General features: G+C 67.4%; 19 protein-coding genes. 3 read left to right on the top strand and 16 right to left on the bottom strand.

The annotated features are described in order from the left end of the window. Positions 1–24 precede the first annotated feature (24 nt). The 3 genes from KRX55_RS06945 to KRX55_RS06935 are packed head-to-tail and all read left to right on the top strand — an operon-like array spanning position 25 to position 1923. On the top strand, positions 25–501 hold the full coding sequence (locus KRX55_RS06945) for a YbjN domain-containing protein (RefSeq protein ID WP_218407037.1): 477 nt from the start codon (positions 25–27) through the stop codon (positions 499–501). Further along, entirely contained in the window at positions 494–994 is a 501-nt protein-coding gene (locus KRX55_RS06940) for a YbjN domain-containing protein (RefSeq protein WP_218407036.1), read from the top strand. The genes KRX55_RS06945 and KRX55_RS06940 overlap by 8 nt, the downstream gene beginning before the upstream one ends. A gap of 38 nt (positions 995–1032) precedes the next feature. Further along, the gene (locus KRX55_RS06935; RefSeq protein WP_218407035.1) at positions 1033–1923 is read left to right on the top strand and encodes a hypothetical protein; all 891 of its coding nucleotides are present in this window, start codon (positions 1033–1035) and stop codon (positions 1921–1923) included. A 3-nt stretch (positions 1924–1926) separates the two neighbouring features. Here KRX55_RS06935 and KRX55_RS06930 read toward each other — a convergent pair whose 3' ends face one another. The 16 genes from KRX55_RS06930 to KRX55_RS06855 all read right to left on the bottom strand — a co-directional run bounded on the left by KRX55_RS06930 (position 1927) and on the right by KRX55_RS06855 (position 18209). Further along, entirely contained in the window at positions 1927–2778 is an 852-nt protein-coding gene (locus tag KRX55_RS06930; RefSeq protein ID WP_218407034.1) for a PPK2 family polyphosphate kinase, read from the bottom strand. Between the two features lie 81 nt (positions 2779–2859). Next, positions 2860–3504: a transcription antitermination factor NusB gene (gene nusB, locus KRX55_RS06925; protein WP_370625776.1), complete on the bottom strand. Its 645-nt coding sequence runs from the start codon at positions 3502–3504 to the stop codon at positions 2860–2862. A 20-nt stretch (positions 3505–3524) separates the two neighbouring features. Further along, positions 3525–4088 carry an elongation factor P gene (gene efp, locus KRX55_RS06920; RefSeq protein WP_198735991.1) on the bottom strand — a complete coding sequence of 188 codons (564 nt, stop codon included), beginning with the start codon at positions 4086–4088 and terminating at the stop codon, positions 3525–3527. Between the two features lie 95 nt (positions 4089–4183). Continuing rightward, positions 4184–5278: a M24 family metallopeptidase gene (locus KRX55_RS06915; RefSeq protein ID WP_370625775.1), complete on the bottom strand. Its 1095-nt coding sequence runs from the start codon at positions 5276–5278 to the stop codon at positions 4184–4186. Positions 5279–5538: 260 nt separating this feature from the next. Then, positions 5539–5970, bottom strand: a complete 432-nt coding sequence (aroQ, locus tag KRX55_RS06910) for a type II 3-dehydroquinate dehydratase (RefSeq protein WP_218407032.1) — start codon at positions 5968–5970, stop codon at positions 5539–5541. A gap of 10 nt (positions 5971–5980) precedes the next feature. Further along, the gene (gene aroB / locus KRX55_RS06905; protein ID WP_218407031.1) at positions 5981–7075 is read right to left on the bottom strand and encodes a 3-dehydroquinate synthase; all 1095 of its coding nucleotides are present in this window, start codon (positions 7073–7075) and stop codon (positions 5981–5983) included. A 46-nt stretch (positions 7076–7121) separates the two neighbouring features. Further along, the gene (locus KRX55_RS06900) at positions 7122–7631 is read right to left on the bottom strand and encodes a shikimate kinase (protein ID WP_218407030.1); all 510 of its coding nucleotides are present in this window, start codon (positions 7629–7631) and stop codon (positions 7122–7124) included. Next, a complete protein-coding gene (gene aroC / locus KRX55_RS06895) occupies positions 7631–8842 on the bottom strand; it encodes a chorismate synthase (protein ID WP_218407029.1) in 1212 nt (403 codons plus the stop codon). The genes KRX55_RS06900 and aroC overlap by 1 nt, the downstream gene beginning before the upstream one ends. 66 nt (positions 8843–8908) lie before the next feature. After that, positions 8909–9334, bottom strand: a complete 426-nt coding sequence (locus KRX55_RS06890; protein WP_200257679.1) for a prepilin peptidase — start codon at positions 9332–9334, stop codon at positions 8909–8911. 76 nt (positions 9335–9410) lie between these two features. Further along, positions 9411–9728: a hypothetical protein gene (locus tag KRX55_RS06885; protein WP_218407028.1), complete on the bottom strand. Its 318-nt coding sequence runs from the start codon at positions 9726–9728 to the stop codon at positions 9411–9413. Then, complete coding sequence (locus KRX55_RS06880; RefSeq protein ID WP_218407027.1) at positions 9725–10573, bottom strand: shikimate dehydrogenase; 849 nt, start codon at positions 10571–10573, stop codon at positions 9725–9727. The genes KRX55_RS06885 and KRX55_RS06880 overlap by 4 nt, the downstream gene beginning before the upstream one ends. Before the next feature lie 88 nt (positions 10574–10661). After that, complete coding sequence (gene mltG / locus KRX55_RS06875) at positions 10662–11852, bottom strand: endolytic transglycosylase MltG (protein WP_255567638.1); 1191 nt, start codon at positions 11850–11852, stop codon at positions 10662–10664. Continuing rightward, entirely contained in the window at positions 11853–12383 is a 531-nt protein-coding gene (ruvX, locus tag KRX55_RS06870) for a Holliday junction resolvase RuvX (protein ID WP_218407026.1), read from the bottom strand. Positions 12384–12693: 310 nt separating this feature from the next. Beyond that, entirely contained in the window at positions 12694–15363 is a 2670-nt protein-coding gene (gene alaS / locus KRX55_RS06865; RefSeq protein WP_218407025.1) for an alanine--tRNA ligase, read from the bottom strand. Positions 15364–15515: 152 nt separating this feature from the next. Further along, complete coding sequence (locus tag KRX55_RS06860; protein ID WP_218407024.1) at positions 15516–16874, bottom strand: replication-associated recombination protein A; 1359 nt, start codon at positions 16872–16874, stop codon at positions 15516–15518. Between the two features lie 75 nt (positions 16875–16949). Continuing rightward, complete coding sequence (locus KRX55_RS06855) at positions 16950–18209, bottom strand: phosphotransferase (RefSeq protein ID WP_218407023.1); 1260 nt, start codon at positions 18207–18209, stop codon at positions 16950–16952. Positions 18210–18499: the final 290 nt, after the last annotated feature.

Here is an 18499-nt window from a genome sequence, read left to right as displayed (position 1 = left end):
TGACACGAGGAGCTCTGCGCCACCGTGACCGACAATGACGACATTGACGACAATGAGAACGTCCCCACCCCGGTCAATCTGGACCGGGTCTCCGAGATCCTGGACTCCCAGGACCTGAAATGGCTGTGGGACGAGGACTCGCCCGACATCCTCCGCACCGGCTTCCCCAACGCCGCCTTCGCATTCTTCATCCGCGAGGACAAGATCCTCGCGGATGCCGTGTGGCGGGGCGCCCCCGCCCGGGAGCGCGCCCCGGAGATGCTCGCGGCGGTCAACGAATGGAACCTGACCCAGATCACCCCGATCCTGCATTTCTCGGAATCCCCGGACGGGACCCTGTCGGTGCACGCGCACCGGCGCCTACTGGCCACTGAGGGAGCGACCCGGAATCAGGTCGGGGCGTTCACGATGTCCACCCTCGAGCTCACCGTGAACTGCTTCGAGTGGCTCGGTTCGCAGTTCCCCGATCTCGTCACCTGGCAGGAGCACAACCATGAGTAACGACGCCGAGAACACCGTCAACCCGTCCGCCGGAGACACCGCAGCGGTGGGCCCCGTCACCTTCGATGATGTCCGCGGGGTCATGCGGGGTTTCGGTGTCGAACTGGCCATGGCCGAGGAACCGACCGTCGGTGGCGCCAACCTCAACGGCACGCAGGTGACCTTCGCCATCATCGGTGGCGGAGTCCTCCTCATCCGCGCGGATGTACCGACCGGTGGTGATCCGGCGGCGGGTGATCCGACGCTGTTCCTCGCCGCCAACAGGTTCAACGCCCTGAGCTTCGACGTCAAGGCGACCGTCGTCGACCGCACCGAGCAGCTCATTCTCCGCACCGAGAGCGAGACCCTCCTCGCTGCAGGCATGACCGCACCGCAGCTCACCGCCGCGGTACGCTCCGGCGTCGACGTCGTTCTCGCGGCGCAGAGCGCGTTGACCGAGATCGCCGACTCCATCCGCGAGAGCATCCGGGACCAGCCGCCCACCGACGCCTGACCACCCGGCCCCCGATCCCCTCCGAAGGCCCGATACCAGTGAACCCGATCCTCGAGACCGCCTCCCGCGTCCTGACCTCAGACGGACACGTCGTGCAGCACGGCGAAGACCGCCTCACGATCGAGACCGACACGTGGGTCCTCACCTTCACGGTCTCGGACGGCGATTCCCTGATCGCCTCGGGGATGCGGAAACGCCTCACCACGATGGAGAATTCCGGCGCCGTCGTCGATCTGGTCCAGGCGTGGTACACGCACGGTCGGGACCTCCCGTCCGCCGGCTACAACACCGACATCGCCCCCGGACACATCGTCCTCGTGTCATCCGCCGCACTCATGTGCGCGGACCGCATCGGCGCGGAGACGGTCGCCGACTTCACCCGTTACGCGTACGACGGAACACGCACCCTCATGGGGTACGCCGAGGAGGCGCTGCCCGGAGGTGTACCGGCGAAGCCCGCGTTCGACGTGATCCCGTCCTCGGAAGCGGCCCCCGGTAACGGACCCGGGGTCGATCCCCCGCATCTCCACGCCGTGTTGTCCGGTCTCGAGGCGACGGCCGTCGGTGTGACCCACGGGACCGCCCGCCGTGGCCCGGTACCGTGCACCATCACCGCCGCGGATCATTCCCCCTGGTACAGGATCGAGGGTCGGTGGCCGACGGAACTGCCCGTCGACGACCCGAACCTGCTGACGATGACCCTGCACATCTGCAACGAGTTCACCGTGTCAGCGGCCGGCCCCGTCATCGACTTCGTCGCGTCCCGTGGCCAGATAGTCCTCAAGGCGACCGCCCTGGTCTTCTGCCCCCGCGAAATCGACGACGCGGTTCTGGCGGAGACCCTCGACCGGAAGCTGCGCTGGATGCAGGCCGGCCTGCACCACGTCTCGGATCGACTGCAGGCCCCCGCCGTGTGTCCCCTCCCCTGAGGATCAGCTCTCCGCGAGACGCCGTTTCTCCTCCGCCACGTCGAAATCGGGTTCGGGCCACTCCAGATCCATGGACCGGAGCGCATCCAGCAGGAGATACTTCACCACCATCCGCGCGTAGGGTTTGTCGTCCCCCGGCACGCAGTACCAGGGGGCGAAATCCGTGGACGTGCGGCGCAGGGCGATCTCGTACGCCTCCTGGTACTCCTCCCAGTAGCCCCGCTCGGTGACATCGCCCGGGTTGTACTTCCAGTGCTTGTCGGCGCGTTCCAGTCGTTCCTCGAGGTTCTCCCGCTGGAACTCTGGGCTGATATGCAGCATGACCTTCACGACCCGGACACCGGATTCAGCGAGCTCCCGCTCGAAATCCACGATCGCACCGTAGCGTCGCTCGATCTCGTCCGCCGGCGACAGCCCGTGGACACGGTGGATGAGCACATCCTCGTAGTGGGAGCGGTCGAAGACGCCGATGCGTCCGGGACGGGGCAGCTTCTTCCGGATCCGCCAGAGGAAGTCGTGTGCGAGCTCCTCCTCGGTCGGCTTCCCGAAGGCGGCCAGGTCCACGCCCTGCGGGTCGACGATCCCGAGCACGTGTCGGACCACACCGCCCTTGCCCGCGGTGTCCATGCCCTGGAGGACGAGGAGGACCGCCCCGGCACCGTCACCGTGCACCCGTCCGTTGGCGTAGAGCATCTCCTGGAGCTCCGCGAGCTCGTCGTCGATCTCGGAGAACTCCTTCTTCAGTTTGTCCTTGTCCCCCTTGAAGTTCGGGGTGGATCCGGGATCGACGTCCGCGATGACGAAGTCCTTCCCGACCCGGAGTTCCTTCGCGTCTTCCGTACTGAAATTTGCCATGTCGTCATGGTAGCCGCAACAACGGAAATTCCCCGGTACCCGTCATCGGGTATCCGGGGAATCAATTCACCATTCGCGGTGTCAGCGGGCCGTGTCGGACCCTTCCGGAACGGGGTTGACCGCACCACCGGCGTCCGTGACCCGGAATTCGGCCTCGCCCCCGGACTGATAACCGGGATCGTCCTCGTCATCCGTCGGGTCACCGGCGTCGAGGAAGTCCGGCGCCTCGGGCTCCGGTTCCCCGGCACGCAGCGAGTCGAGGTTGCCGGCCACCGAGTCGAGCACCGCGTTGACGTAGGCCTGTGCGGTGTCGGAGGAGTAGTCTCCGGTGAGCCGGACGGCCTCATCGATGGCGGCCACGGGCGGGACGTCCGGGTTGAAGAGCAGCTCCCAGACCGCGACCCGCAGGATCGCCCGTTCGACGGCCGGCAGCCGCCCGAACGTCCAGTCCTCGACCAGGTACCTCGAGATCGTCTCATCGACGCGGTCCAGCTCGTAGGCCGTGCCCTCGACGATCGTCCGGGTGTAGTCCGCGATCGGAGCGACGTCGGGCTGCGGCAGGCGGGACAGTTCCACCCGGTCCTCGACGATCGCGACGGGGTCGACGTCGCGGGCCTCCGCCTCGAAGAGGATGTCCACGGCGCGGCGACGCGCACGGAAACGGGCACCGCGACGCTTGTGGGGCGGACGCCTTCCGGCGTCCGCTCGGTTGTCTTTGTCAGTCACAGCTGGATCGGCCCCGGCGATCAGTTGTTGACGCGGGAGAGGTAGGAGCCGTTGCGGGTGTCCACCTTGAGGACGTTGCCGGTCTCGATGAACAGCGGGACCTGGATCTCGGCTCCGCTCTCGAGCGTCGCGGGCTTGGTTCCACCGGTGGAGCGGTCACCCTGCAGGCCCGGGTCGGTGTGCTCGACCTTGAGCTCGACGGCGATCGGCAGCTCCACGAAGAGCGGCTCACCCTCGTGGAAGGAAACCTGGACGGTCATGTTCTCGAGGAGGAACTTCGCGCCGTCACCCATGAGATGGTCGCCGACCTCGATCTGCTCGAAGGTCTTGGCGTCCATGAGCACGTAGGAGGTGCCGTCATGGTAGAGGTAGGTCATGTCGCGGCGGTCGACCGTCGCCGTCTCGACCTTGACGCCGGCGTTGAAGGTCTTGTCCACAACCTTGCCCGAGACGACGTCCTTGAGCTTGGTCCGCACGAAAGCGGGGCCCTTGCCCGGCTTGACGTGCTGGAACTCGACGATCTGCTGCAGCTTGTTGTCGATCTTGAGCACAAGACCGTTCTTGAAGTCGGCGGTGGTTGCCACTCGTTGCTCTCCCTCGGATGTTGCGGTGCGGGAACGCACCCGGTGGATCCGGGCTTCCCACTGGTACGGCGTATCAGCTTACATCACGCCCCGGATCAGATCACCCGCAGGTCCTTCGGCAGGCGGGTGATCACTTCCGGCGAGCCTGCGGTGATGATGAGCGTGTCCTCGATCCGCACTCCGCCACGACCCGGGACGTAGACCCCGGGTTCGATGGTCAGGGTCATGCCCTCACGGAGTTCGCCCGACCCTGTGAGAGACGCCATCGGCGGTTCATGGACGTCGAGCCCGATCCCGTGGCCCGTCGAGTGCACGAAGTAGTCGCCGTAACCGGCCGCCGCGATGATGTCCCGGCAGGCGGCGTCCACGTCGCGCAGCGGTGTCCCCGGGGTGGCGGCCTCCACGCCCGCGGCCTGGGCACGGTGCACGAGGTTGTAGATCTCCTCCGTGAACTCGGTGGTGTGCCCCATGACGTAGGTGCGGGTGCAGTCCGAGTTGAATCCGCGGTCGTGCGCACCGAAGTCGATCGTCACGAGATCCCCGGCCTCGATGACCCGGTCACCGGCGCCGTGATGGGGTTTGGCCGAGTTCGGCCCGGAGGCGACGATCGTGTCGAAGCTGACGCGCTCGGCCCCGAGCATCCGCATGCGGTACTCGAGATCGGCCGCTACCTGACGTTCCGTCCGTCCGACAGCGAGTTCCCCGGCGTCCAGGACCTGCGCGAGGGCCGTCGACGCGAGCTCCGCGACGCCGGTGAGACGCTCGAGCTCGAGCTGGTCCTTGGTCAGCCGGAGATCCTCGATGAGACCGGTCACGGGGACGAGCTGGACGTCCTCACCACAGGCGTCGGACAGCCGGTCGAGCTGCGCCACCGTGACGTGCGAGGCCTCGAAACCGACCCGTCGCGGACCGGTTACCTCACGGAGGAGCTCGACCCCGACATCCCGCGCCTTCAGGCACTCGATGTCCGGGACCTCCTCCGCGATCTGTGTGGTGTAGCGGCCGTCCGTCGCGATCCGCGCGGAGAGGTCCTTCGACAGCAGCAACGCACCGTTCGACCCGGAGAACCCGGACAGGTAGCGCACGTGGGTCAGATGGGTGACGAGTATCGAGTCGATGCGTCGCCCGGCCATCTCCGCGGCGAGTGCGCGCCGTCGGTTCGAGAATCGGGTATCAGCGAAAAAAGCCACAATGTCACCGTGCCTAACATGGTTGCGGGGTCGGCGGCCGTCCCGGCTGGACAACCTGGGGCAGGTACCGACACGACGTTCTTTGGACATAGGTTAACCCGTGTGCCCGTTCCCGTACGCCAGGGGCGGGCGACTGTTGTTAACGGGGGTGCCGCACCACGGACGCTGGCGCCCTCGATTCCCGGGCGGGAGAACCGTGGCGCGGTCCCCCGGCGGGTCCGCACCGGCCGTCTTCCGGGCACGGAGGGACGTCCACCGGGCTACGTGGCCAGCTTCCGGAGCGCGAAGGAGTATCCGTCCGTACCCAGTCCGGCGATCACCCCACGCGCGATCGGGGAGAGATAGGAGTGGCCGCGGAACGCTTCGCGGGCGTGCACGTTCGAGATGTGGACCTCGATGAAACCGGCGTCGTCGGCGACCTCGGCGAGTGCGTCACGCAGCGCCACCGAGGTATGGGTCAAGCCTCCGGGGTTGATGATGACCGGATTTCCGGCGTCGGCCGATTCGTGTATCCAGTCGATCAACTGCCCCTCCCAGTTCGACTGCCGGCACCGTACCGTGACGCCGAGTTCATCCGCCAGGGCGGTGAGCTGCCTCTCCACGTCCCCGAGGGTCGTCGAACCGTAGATCTCCGGCTGGCGTTTCCCCAACCGGTCGAGATTGGGACCGTTGTAGACGTCTATGGTGCGCATGGAGACGATCCTAGCCACCGATCGCGGCGTACGCGGCACGGAGACTGTCCGTCGACGGCCCCTCCAGCCGGATCGTGGAGCCGACGTCCGTGAGCGCGACGAAGCGGATGTGGCCGTCGCGGTTCTTCTTGTCCCGGGTCATTCCGGCGTAGAGTTCGTCGAAGCATCCGGGGACGTAGGTGGTGGGCAGCCCCACGGATGAGAGGATGCGGCGGTGCCTGTCCACCAGGTCGGTGTCGATGTGCCCCAGTTCGCGGCTCAGTTCGGCGATGAACATCATGCCGACGGCCACGGCGCGCCCGTGCCGCCAGGCGAAGTGCTCACGCAGCTCGACGGCGTGCCCGAAGGTGTGCCCGTAGTTGAGGATCTCCCGCAGTCCGGCCTCCTGGAGGTCCTCAGACACGACCCGTGCCTTCACGGCGACCGACCGGGCGATGAGTTCGGGCAGGTGCCCGTCGGCCCGCAGGCACGCCTCCGGATCCGACTCGTACCGGGCGAGGATCTCGGGGTCCGCGATGAACCCGGTCTTTATGATCTCCGCACTTCCGGCGACGATCTCGTCCGCGGGAAGCGTTCCCAGGCGGTCGAGATCGATGAACACCGCCGCCGGCTCATGGAAGCAGCCGACGAGGTTCTTCCCCGCGGCCGTGTTGATCCCCGTCTTTCCGCCGACCGCGGCGTCAACCATCGCGAGCAGCGTCGTCGGGACCTGGATGACCGCCACGCCACGCATCCAGGTGGCGGCGATGAAACCCGCGAGATCGGTGGCCGCACCACCGCCCAGCCCGATGACGACGTCCCGACGTCCGAGCCCCGCGCGGCCGAGTGCGTCCCAGCATTCGCCTGCGCTCTCCAGGGTCTTCCCCGACTCGGCGTCCGGTATGACGTGCCGGACGACCTCGAGTCCGGCGTCCGAGAGGGCCTCCGTCAGTCCCTCCGCCACTGCGCTGAGAGCCTCCTGGTGGAGGATGGCGGCTTTCCGTGCGCCGGGCGAACCGGCGGCGAACTCCGCGACCGCTCCGTCCAGACCGTGTCCGATCCGGACGGTGTACGGGGCGGGGCCGGTGACGGCGATGGTCGATTCAAAGGATCCGGAGGTGCTCACTGTGGTGCCTTTCGCGCTGGATACGTGAGGTTGCGGGTGGGGGTGCCTAGACCTCGGAGTCGAGGTAGCCCAGAACGTCGGCGACCACCTGCTGAGGGGTACGTTCGTCGGTTCGGGCGCGGAAGCTCGCCACCTCACGGTAGAACTGGCGGCGGCCGTCGAGGAGTTCCGTGTAGCGCGCGAGGGCGTCGTCGCCGTCGAGCACCGGACGGTTCCCGCCCGCCGTGCGGCGAACCCCCTCCTCCGCTGACACGTCGAGCCAGATGACCTCGTGCTGGTCGAGCAGTTCCCTGGTCGAGCGTGTGACCACCGCGCCGCCGCCCAGGCTGACCACCCCGTTGTGGTCCAGGGCTTCCGCCACGATGCGGGCCTCGAGTTCACGGAAGAACTCCTCGCCCAGGTCCGCGTAGATGTCACCGCAGGGTTTCCCCTGCTCCTGCTCCATCATCTGATCGGTGTCGATGACCGTCGTATTCAGCGCACTGGCCAGTCTGCGACCGATGGTGGATTTCCCGGCGCCGGGCGGACCGACGAGTACGACACGGGGTTTGGACATCAGTTATCGAACTCCAGACGCTCGGCGACACGGGACAGGTAGCTGGTGATGTTACGGGAGGTCTCGCCGAGGCTGTCGCCCCCGAACTTGGCGAGAACAGCCCTGGCGAGGACTAGCGCGACCATCGCCTCAGCGACGACGCCCGCCGCCGGGACCGCGCAGACGTCACTGCGCTGGTGGATGGCACTGGCGGCCGCCCCGCTCGTCATGTCCACGGTCTTCAACGCACGTGGAACGGTGGAGATGGGTTTCATCGCGGCCCGGACCACGAGGGTCTGTCCGTTGGTCATTCCACCCTCCAGCCCACCGGCCCTGTTCGTGGTCCGGGTGACACCGTCGTCGGTCCGGATCATCTCGTCGTGCGCGGCGGAACCGCGGCGGCGTGCCTCGGCGAATCCGTCCCCGATCTCCACGCCCTTGATGGCCTGGATCCCCATGAGAGCCGCGGCGAGCTGAGCGTCGAGGCGGTCCTCCCCGGAGATGTGGCTCCCCAATCCGACGGGTAGCCCGTGGACCACGACCTCGACGACGCCACCGAGGGTGTCGCCGGCCTTCTTGGCGGCCTCGATCTCGGCGATCATCGATTCCTCGGCCTCGGCGTTGAAGGCACGCACCGGTGATTCGTCGATCGCGTCGAGGTCACTGAACGCCGGAACAGGTGCACCGTCGACGACCTTCGAGTCACCGATGGAGATGACGTGCGAGAGCACCTCCACGCCGAGTGTCTCGCGGAGGAAGTTCCGTGCCAGGGTCGCAGCGGCCACCCTGGACGCGGTCTCCCGGGCGGAGGCACGCTCGAGAACGGGCCGTGCCTCGTCGAAGTCGTACTTGAGCATTCCCGCGAAGTCCGCGTGCCCGGGACGGGGTCGGGTCAGTTTCGCCCCACGCCCGGAGTCCATCGCACGTGCGACCTCCTCGTCGTCGAGGTCGACCGGGTCGGCGGACATGATCGTCGTCCACTTCGGCCACTCGGTGTTTCCGATCATGATCGCCACCGGACCACCGATCGTCTGCCCGTGGCGGACGCCGGTGAGCATCGTCACCTCATCGGCCTCGAACTTCATCCGGGCCCCGCGACCGTAGCCCAGTCGACGGCGGGCGAGTTGGGTGGAGATCTGATCAGTCGTCAGTGGAACCCCCGCGGGCATGTGCTCCACCAGTGCGATGAGAGCCTGACCGTGGGATTCCCCTGCTGTAGTCCATCGAAGCATGCGCTCATTCTTCCATGCGATCAGTTCACCGGAACACCAGGGTCCCCGAAACGCCCCCGGTCACGGTCACACGGAGCCGGGAACCGCGGAGACCAACACGATGAGGGTGCCCGCGAACATGGCCGGACCGTGTGGAATGGAGCTGCGCCCGGTTCCGACGAGAACCACCGAGGTGAGCAACCCGGACAACGCCGCCGCCAGGAGACCACCGGAGATCCCGCCGATGACCGTGGCCAGGATGCCGAGCGGCACCGCGAGTTTGATGTCCCCTCCCCCGATACCGCCACCGGTCAATCCGGCCAGGAGCAGGTAGATCAGGGACCAGGCGAGACCGGGGACGAGAAAAACCGGTGCGAACCAGCACGTCACCAGGAGTGCGGACACCGCCGGGGGCACGGTCAGACCGTCGGGGAGCCTGCGGTGACGGAGATCGGAGCGCACCAGGAGACCGGCCCAGATGACGAGGACGGGGATCGACGGCAGCAGAGTCATCCACGGGAATCTAATCTCCCGGGGCACCACGGTCCGCGGGCGGTGCGGTGCAGCTGTGGACCACCGACCCGGAGGATCAGAAGATCGCACCCACGAACGTCACGACACCGAAGATCAGCAACGGGAGCACGGCGAGGTGATAGCACGCGAAGGTGAGGTTCATCCAGGTAGGCGGGCGATTCGTGTCGAATCTGTCCAGGTGACGGGCGTAGACGACGGCGTTGACGACCAGTGCGATCGTGGCGAGCGTGAGATAGCTCAGCTCCGCGAACGGTCGCTCCGGGGGATTGAACCCGGACAGAAAGACCACCAGGAGGTAGCCGACCGGAACGAGCAGCGCGATCAGGAGATGCCCGAACCAGGGGCTGTTTCCGCGGCGTCTCCCGCTGTTCATGATCCGGAGCTCCGGTCGCGGAGTGCGTCCGTCAGTGCCGCGCGCATCGCGTCGCGGGGCGCCGGTTCTCCGGTGAACTGCTCGAACTGGCTCAACGCCTGGCCCGCCAGCATCACGTCACCGCCGACCACGGGGACACCGTTGCCCGCTGCCGCCCGGGCCAGCGGTGTCGGCCACGGATCGTAGATGACGTCCAGCACCGGTACCCGTGCGAGATCCTCCTCGATCCCGTCCAGTGCCGCCGCGGGAACGGTCGAGATGACCACCGCCGCGTCGCGCACGGCCGCTCTGACCCGGTCCCGGTCCGGAACCGTCCAGTGGAGCTCGATCCCGAGTGTCTCCGCGAGCGGTGCGAGTTCAGCGCTGCGGTCGGACCGGTTGATCACGGTCACGGCCCGGTACCCCGACTGGCCCAGTGCCCACAGCGCGGGTCTCGCGGTCCCCCCGGCTCCGACGAGCACGGCACGTTCCCCGGCCGCGGGGTTCCGGACTCCCAGATCCCCGAGCGCGGCCGACACCCCCTCGCAGTCCGTGTTGTCCGCGCGCCAGCCACCGGCGATCCGGACCAGGGTGTTCGCGGATCCGATCGCGGCGGCCCGGGGTGTGACCTCCCGGGCGACGTCGAGGGCCGCGAATTTCCCGGGCATGGTGACCGAGAAACCGGCGAACTCCGCCGGGGCGTCCGACACGATCCGTCGCAGGTCCTCCGCACCGCAGTCGATCCGGGTGTAGCACCAGTCATCCAGTCCGATCGCCCGGTATCCGGCCATGTGGATGACGGGCGAGAGACTGTGCTCGACCGGACGGCCGAGCACAGCGGCCCGGTGACGGATGGGATCACTCACGGATGGTTCTTCCTTTCACGGGAGCCGGCGCCCCACGGGTGCTTCGGATCGGGTGTACCGGGCTCCGGTACACCGCCGACGGAGGCTGTCAGCGGTTGGAGTCGAGGACACCGTTGTCCACCGATTGCTGGGTGTCCCGCAGGTGGTCCTCGAAGGTGTCGTTGAAGACGGTCGTGCCGTCACTGTCGATGGTGACGAAGAAGAGCCAGTTGCCTTCAGCCGGATTCTCCATGGCCTCGATTGCCTCGATGGACGGTGCCGCGATGGGGGTCTGGGGAAGCCCGTCCATGGCGTACGTGTTCCACGGGGTTCTGCGGGCACGGTCCTCGTCGGTGGTCGCCACCTCGACGTCGGTGAGGTCGTAGTTGACCGTCGAGTCGAACTCGAGCCGCATGGGCTCGGCGAGCCGGTTGAGAATGACCCGGGCGACCTTGTCGAAGTCACCGGCCGGCGCCTCCCGTTCCACCAGGGACGCTGCGGTGAGCAGCTCGTAGGGTGTGAGGTGCATGGCGTTCGCACGGTCGACGATTCCGGTGGAGTTGTATTCCTCGGTACCCGCGCTGACGAGTTCCCGCAGGATGCCGGTGGCATCCTGTTCCGGATTGATCACGTAGCTGCCCGGAGTGATGAGTCCCTCGAGACGCTTCGGGTCGCCGTTGCGGGCACGAACCTGTTCGAGGGCCCACTCGGGTGCCCCGAACTCAGCCGGATCGGTGGTGGCGGCCACTCTCTCGAGTTCCTCCGCCGTGACACAGTTCGGGGAGCCCAGGGTGCAGGTCACCCCGGCGATCTTCGTGTAGATGCCGGGACGGGTCTCGCCGCCGATGACCCGGACATCCATCAGGGTCGCCCCTCCCGGGATCTCCAGCATCTCCACCTTGTTCGCGGGATCCACGAGGGCGGCGACCGCGGACTTCGCGCTCATCTCCCCCTGGAGCCGGTAGAACCCCGGCTGGACCCGGGCCGCATCCGGGTTCGCCCCGGCCGCGGCCTGGAACGCACCGTTGGATTTGACGATCCCCCTCTCCACGAGTTCGGGGCCGAGCGCGGACACGGACGACCCCTCCTTGATCTGGACGAGTTGTACGATCTCGTTGCCGGTGCCGTTGAAGTCCTCCGGCGCGTTAGAACCGCTGCGTGATCCCACGATGTACACGACCGTCCCGATGATGATGAGGACACTGGCTATGACGATGGCCATGCCGGACTGCCGCCGACGGACGTACCTGGGTTCCATCCGGCGCCCCTTCGGGCTGCGCCTGGGGCGTGCTCTGTTCATCTATGAACCGTCCTCAACGTCGGTGGCCGACAGGGCGTTCGCCCGGGCGTCGAGCCATGATTGGAGAATTTCGACGGCAGCGGCCTGGTCGATCACACTGCGTCCGTTCTTGGTCGTTCGTCCCGACATGTGCAGTGCCCTGGTGGCCAGTACAGAGGTCAGCCGCTCGTCGGCGAGTCTGACGGGGATCTTCCTACCCTGATCGTTCCATCCGGTCAGCCGCCGGTCGATGCGGAAGGCGAACTCCTTCGCGTGCTTGACGGAGGACGAACCGTTGCCGTGGAGATCCCGCGGCAATCCGACGACGACCTCGACGACACCGTATTCGGTGATCAGCTCGATGAGCCGGTCGATGTCGGAACCGTCACGGTCCTTCAGGCCCGTCACCCGGGGAACGGTCTCCACCGGGGTCGCCAGCCGACCGTCCGAGTCAGACACCGCGACGCCGATCCGTACCGTTCCGACGTCGATCCCGAGACGCCGTCCCCTACCGGGGTCATCGACTCCGGGTTTGTCTGGCTGTATGGGCATGCTCTCGGCTTCGTCTTTCGTCTCGGGAGTATGGGCACTGGGACGGGGCATTCACACCTGCGCGTGTGCTTCGTGGAGATGGCCGTGCGCTCCGGTGGGGTGCGCACCCCACCAGGCACCGACCGTAACAGAACCGTCACAGCGGCGCGTCGGACACGCAACCCCAAATCTATAGCATTTCGGCTCCGCCACAGGCCTGCGCCCGGTGGGGCGGTGGGTGCGGCGTGTCCCCGGGCCCCGTCCGGCGGCACTCCGGAACCGGATCCGGGTGGGGGCACCGCGACCGCGGATCGCTGAGCGACCGTGGCCGTCAACGGTTGCGGAGGTCGTCCTCCACGGCACTGAAGGCCGCGTCGATGCCGGAGGCGTCCGAACCCGATCCCTGGGCCATGTCCGGCTTGCCACCTCCGCGGCCACCGACCGGCCCGCCGAAGACCCTGATGAGATCACCGGCACGGACACCTCGTTCCACGGCGCCGTCGGTGGCTGCGACGAGGAACGGTACCTTGCCCCGGTCATCAGCTGTCGCGAGCACGATCACCGCCGGTTCGGATCCGATCCGGTTCCTCAGGTCAGTGGCGACGGTACGCAGGTCGCCACCCGCGGTGCCCTCCGGAAGACGTGCGGTGAGCAGGGTGAAGTCACCGACCTGGCGGGCCTGCTTCAGGTAGTCGGCGGTGGCGGCCGCGAGCTGCCTGCGGTGGAGTGCCGCGATCTCCTTCTCCGCCGCCTTCAGCTTCTCGGTGAGCTGTGCGATACGGTCCGGCAGCTCGTCGCTGGGCGCCTTCAGGGAGGTCGCGAGGCCTTCCACGAGGGCGCGCTCACGGGACAGGTACCGGAAGGAATCCAGGCCCGAGTAGGCCTCGATCCGTCTGACACCGGACCCGACCGACGCCTCGCCGAGGACCGACACCGGTCCGATCTGGGAGGAGTGGCCGACATGGGTGCCGCCGCAGAGCTCCATCGAGAACGGTCCGCCGATCTCGACGACGCGGACCCGGTCGCCGTAGTTCTCTCCGAACAGGGCCAGCGCCCCCATTGCCTTGGCCTCGTCGAGGCTCGTCTCGAAGGTGTTGACCGCCCAGTCGGCGTCCACCGCCTGGTTGGTGATGGTCTCGATCTCGGTGAGCTGCTCGGGGGTGAGCGCCCGTGCTGAGTTGAAGTCGAAGCGGAGGTAGCCCGGCTTGTTCATCGAGCCGGCCTGGACGGCGTTGGGGCCGAGGACCTGACGCAGGGCGGCGTGGATGAGGTGGGTGCCGGAGTGCGCCTGGCGGGCGGCGTGCCGCCAGCCTTCGTCCACGGAGGCCAGCGCCTGTTCGCCGACGCCGATCTCACCGTTCTCCACGGTGGCCTTGTGCACCCAGAGCTTCTTGCCGATCTTCTGGACGTCGTTGACGCGCAGCCTGGTGTCCCCGAGGGTGATCGCGCCCCGGTCGCCCAACTGTCCGCCCGCCTCCGCGTACATCGGGGTCACGTCGAGGATCACCTCGACGTCCGTGCCCTCAGCCGCGCGGGTGACGGTCGAACCACCCTGCAGCAGACCAAGAACCCGGCCCTCGGCCTCGAGGTTGTCGTAGCCCACGAACACCGTGGGGTGTTCGTCGACGAACTCCCGGTAGACGGAGAGATCGGCGTGACCGTGCTTCTTTGCACGGTTGTCGGCCTTCGCACGGTCCCGCTGTTCCGCCATGAGGGCGTCGAATCCGGCGCGGTCGACCTCGAGACCGGCTTCAGCGGCCATCTCCATCGTCAGGTCGATCGGGAATCCGTAGGTGTCGTGCAGCGCGAAGGCCTGGTCACCGGCCAACGTCTTCGCACCCGACGAACGGACGCTCTCGGCGGCGCGCTCGAACAGGTGGGTACCCGACTCCAGTGTCCGGAGGAAGGCCTTCTCCTCGGTCACCGCGGTGTCGAGGATCCGGCCCCGGGAATCCGCGATCTCCGGGTAGGAGGGGGTCATCGTGTCCATGATGGTGGCGATGAATCGTTCCATCGTCTCGCCCGTGGCACCGAGCAGCCGCGCGGACCTGATGATCCGCCGCAGCAACCGGCGCAGGATGTAACCGCGTCCCTCGTTGCCCGGGGTGACGCCGTCGAGGATCAGCATCATCGCGGTACGGGAGTGGTCGGCGATGACCCGGAACCGGATGTCATCGGCGTGCTTCGCCCCGTAGGTCGCGCCGGTCAGCTGCTCCGCGACATCGATCACGGGGCGCAGGAGATCGGTTTCGTAGACGTTCTCGACGCCCTGCAGCAGGCAGGCGACGCGCTCGATGCCGAGACCGGTGTCGATGTTCTTCTTCGGCAGCGGGCCGAGGATCTCGAAGTTGTCCTTGCCGATTCCCTCGCCGCGCTCGTTCTGCATGAAGACGAGGTTCCAGATCTCCATGTAGCGGTTGTCGTCGGCCTCCGGGCCACCGTCGGCGCCGTACTCCGGACCGCGGTCGTAGTAGATCTCCGAGCAGGGGCCGCAGGGGCCGGGGATACCCATGGACCAGTAGTTGTCCGCCATCCCGAGTCGCTGGATGCGTTCCTTCGGCAGTCCGATCCTGTTCTCCCAGATGTCCGCGGCCTCATCGTCGTCGAGGTAGACGGTGACCCACAGGCGGTCGGGGTCCATCCCGAAACCGCCGTCCGCGACGGAACCGGTGAGCAGGTTCCACGCGTGAGTGATCGCACCCTCCTTGAAGTACTGGCCGAAGGAGAAGTTGCCCGCCATCTGGAAGAAGGTGTTGTGCCGGGTCGTGATACCGACTTCCTCGATGTCCAGGGTGCGGACACACTTCTGGATCGAGGTCGCGGTACCGGAGGGGAAGGGCGGGTTCTGCTGGCCCAGGAAGTACGGCTTGAACGGCACCATCCCGGCGTTGACGAACAGGAGGTTGGGGTCGTCGAGGATCAACGGGGCACTGGGTACCTCGACGTGTCCAGCTTTGACGAAGTGCGCGATGAAGCGCTCCCGGATCTCGTGGGTCTGCACGGTTCTAGAATCCTCGCTGTCATGTTTTGGGATCGGTCCCGGACAACCTTACCCGCTCCGTCCCCACCTTCCCGTCCCACCCCGGGGTCCTTCGGAGGTCGCCGGATCACGCCCCCGTGACCGGGACGTGCGCGGCGGTCACCACCGCCGGGTCACTTCCGGTTCCCCCGGATGATCCGGCGCAGACGCCCGACGACGTCACCGAGCCGTTGCTCGCCGCCGTGCCCGGTGGGCCGGTAGTAGCACGCGTCCGCCAACGAATCCGGAAGATACTGCTGATCCAGGATGCCGCGGGGATCATCGTGCGGATAGCGGTAGCCGACGGCGTTGCCGAGCTTCTTCGCCCCTGCGTAGTGCCCGTCCCGGAGATGCGGCGGAACGTGCCCCGATCGGCCGTCCCGGACGTCCCGGAGCGCCGCGTCGATCGCCGTGATCACGGCGTTGGATTTGGGTGAGGTCGCCAGGTGGATCGTCGCCTGGGCGAGGGCGAGGCGCGCCTCGGGCAGCCCGATCAGCGCCACCGTCTGCGCCGCGGCGACCGCCATCGGCAGAGCCCCGGGGTCGGCCATGCCGATGTCCTCGGAGGCGAGGATGACCAGGCGCCGGGCGATGAACCTGGGGTCCTCCCCCGCCTCGATCATGCGGGCGAGGTAGTGGAGCGCGGCATCGACGTCGGAACCGCGCACCGACTTGATGAATGCGCTCGTGACGTCGTAGTGCTGGTCACCGTCGCGGTCGTAGCGGACGATGGCGCGATCGACGTTCTCCCGGACCGTCTCGACGGTGAGTTCACCACCGTCGGGCACCGATTCCGCGGCCGCCTCCGTGTAGGTCAGGGCCCGACGGGCGTCGCCACCCGCCAGAGCGACCAGCTGGTCGACGGCCTCATCGGTGGCCGTGATGCGCCCACCTAGACCACGCTCGTCGACGAGCGCCCGCCGGACCACCGTCGCGACATCGTCGTCGTCCAGTGGATGCAGCTGGAGGATGAGTGACCGGGACAGCAGCGGTGCCACGACCGAGAAGGAGGGATTCTCCGTCGTCGCAGCCACCAACAGGACGATCCGGTTCTCGACGGCGCCCAGCAGGGCATCCTGCTGGGTTTTCGAGAACCGGTGCACCTCATCGATGAACAGCACCGTGCGGCGCCCGTCGATGAGATCCCGCCGGGCCCGGTCGATGACCGTTCGGACCTCCTTGACACCAGCGTTGAGGGCGGAGAGTCCGACGAAGCGGCGCTCCGTTTCCGCGCTCACCAGGGACGCGATAGTGGTCTTCCCGGTACCCGGAGGTCCGTAGAGGATGACTGAGGCGGCCCCGGAACCCTCGACCAGTCGGCGCAACGGTTTACCGGGGCCGAGGATGTGCCCCTGGCCGACGACCTCGTCCAGGTTCCGGGGGCGCATCCGCGCGGCGAGCGGCGCATGTTCCCCGGGGTGGAAGTAGCCGGTGCCGGTGTCGGCGGCGCCGTCGTCATCGTCTCCGCCGGGAAACAGCGTGGCCTGTGCCATGGAGGGTGGATCTTCCTTACTCTTCGGGTACTTCGGAGGACCGACCCCTGTGCCGGTCCTCCGACGGGGAGCGCGTCAGCCCCGGTCCAGTGCGTCGAGTCGTTCCACAACGGCGGCGGCGAAACGGTGGACATCCGGGAAACGGGGATCCTGTCCGCGTTCGGCGTAGTGGGCGAGGGCGCTGAACGTCTCGTGGAGGTCATCGCGGGCGAGCCCGCTGTTGTCCGAGATGTCGCCCAGCGCGTCCGCCAGGACGTCGTAGCCCTCGTCGATGCCCGCGGCCTCGGCGGTGGCGGCGGCCTCCACCTCGGGATCCGGGATCTCGGCATCCTGTGCCCCGGCCCGCTCACCGTACTCGCTGATGACCTGGTTCATGGAACCGTAGTAGAGATAGCAGACACTCGACATCGCCCATCCGATCATCGCGGTGACGATCCTGGCCTGCAGCCGCGCCTCGTTGGTGACGTTGGGCCAGATCTCCCGGACCTCCTCGACCCACGATTCCGTGAGTGCGTCCGCCTCGTCATCGGTGATGGGGCGGGTGAAGAGGAACTGCGGGAAGCCGGCGATGACGCAGGCGATGTCGAAGGTCGCGTCCCGGAACCCGGCCCATTCGTAGTCGAGGAACTGGGTGCGGTCGGCGAGGATGATGTTGTCCGGGGACAGATCGAACGGGGTGAAGGCCCGGTGCCTTCCGCTGACCAGGCGGCGTTTCGCGTCGGCGGCGAAATGCCGCACGTTGGCCGGGATCTCGATTCCCGCGGCGTCGAGGAGTTCGAGACCGCGATCTATCGAGGCCGGGAGACCCCGTTCCCGTGCGTACTGGAGCTCCTCGGTGTCCGGATACGTCCGCAGCATGCGTTTCAGGAGAATGTCGAACCCGGCCTCACGGTCCGCGGTTCCGGCGTGCATCCTGCCGATCGCACGTCCGAGGCTGCGGATGAGCGGGAGCCGCTTCTCCCCCTCGGCACCGGCCAGCAGATCGGCGTAGGTCTCGCCGTCACCGGAATCGCTGATGACCAGGATCCTGCGGTCGATGTCGTACGCCAGGAGAACCGGACCGGGGCGGACGTCCGCGGGAAGGGAGGTCGTGAACTGGTAGGACACGACCTCGCGGATCAGGGCCGCATCGTCGATCCTGTCCCCGGTCGGGGGCGTGTACTTGAGTACGACCGAGCGTTGCTGGAGGAACGGCGACACGGCGACACGGGCCCGGAGCACCACCGCGTTCCCGGATCCCCCGAGGGACACGACGTCCCCGAGTTTCTGGGTGCCTCCGAAACGTTCGGACAGCAGCTCCTGGGCCACCTCGACGATCTCTTCGGTCGCGAGCATGGGAAAACTCCTTCATGGTTCATTCGCCGGTGAACCGGCGTGGTGAGGGCGCACGTGGACGCACGATCACGCCCTCAATACTCCCCCTCACTGTATCCGGCGGGAGGAACAGGCGTCGGCCGTCCGGACGGCGGTGCCGCGGATCCGGCACCGTGAAATCCCCGGAAACAACTCCTGAACAGTATCGGAGGCACAGGAAAAACGGGGACACAGTTCCCGCGCAGCCGGGCGACACGGTCACCGGGGGGGCGGAATCACCATCGGGCCGGTCAGCCGGCGACCGGCCCGAT

Origin of the sequence: Corynebacterium sp. TAE3-ERU16 (assembly GCF_019209935.1) — a bacterium.
Taxonomy (GTDB): Bacteria; Actinomycetota; Actinomycetes; order Mycobacteriales; family Mycobacteriaceae; genus Corynebacterium; species Corynebacterium antarcticum.
The sequence above is the reverse complement of the archived record's forward strand: the minus strand, read 5'-3'. Positions and strand labels throughout refer to the sequence as shown.

Bases quoted from the DNA above. Each gene is read 5' to 3' on its own strand.
- KRX55_RS06885 (WP_218407028.1), bottom strand. From the start codon at position 9,728: ATGAACAGCGGGAGACGCCGCGGAAACAGCCCCTGGTTCGGGCATCTC.
- KRX55_RS06940 (WP_218407036.1), top strand. From the start codon at position 494: ATGAGTAACGACGCCGAGAACACCGTCAACCCGTCCGCCGGAGACACC.
- aroC (WP_218407029.1), bottom strand. From the start codon at position 8,842: ATGCTTCGATGGACTACAGCAGGGGAATCCCACGGTCAGGCTCTCATC.
- KRX55_RS06900 (WP_218407030.1), bottom strand. From the start codon at position 7,631: ATGTCCAAACCCCGTGTCGTACTCGTCGGTCCGCCCGGCGCCGGGAAA.
- aroQ (WP_218407032.1), bottom strand. From the start codon at position 5,970: ATGCGCACCATAGACGTCTACAACGGTCCCAATCTCGACCGGTTGGGG.
- ruvX (WP_218407026.1), bottom strand. From the start codon at position 12,383: ATGCCCATACAGCCAGACAAACCCGGAGTCGATGACCCCGGTAGGGGA.
- KRX55_RS06930 (WP_218407034.1), bottom strand. From the start codon at position 2,778: ATGGCAAATTTCAGTACGGAAGACGCGAAGGAACTCCGGGTCGGGAAG.
- KRX55_RS06860 (WP_218407024.1), bottom strand. From the start codon at position 16,874: ATGGCACAGGCCACGCTGTTTCCCGGCGGAGACGATGACGACGGCGCC.
- KRX55_RS06890 (WP_200257679.1), bottom strand. From the start codon at position 9,334: ATGACTCTGCTGCCGTCGATCCCCGTCCTCGTCATCTGGGCCGGTCTC.
- KRX55_RS06855 (WP_218407023.1), bottom strand. From the start codon at position 18,209: ATGCTCGCGACCGAAGAGATCGTCGAGGTGGCCCAGGAGCTGCTGTCC.
- mltG (WP_255567638.1), bottom strand. From the start codon at position 11,852: ATGAACAGAGCACGCCCCAGGCGCAGCCCGAAGGGGCGCCGGATGGAA.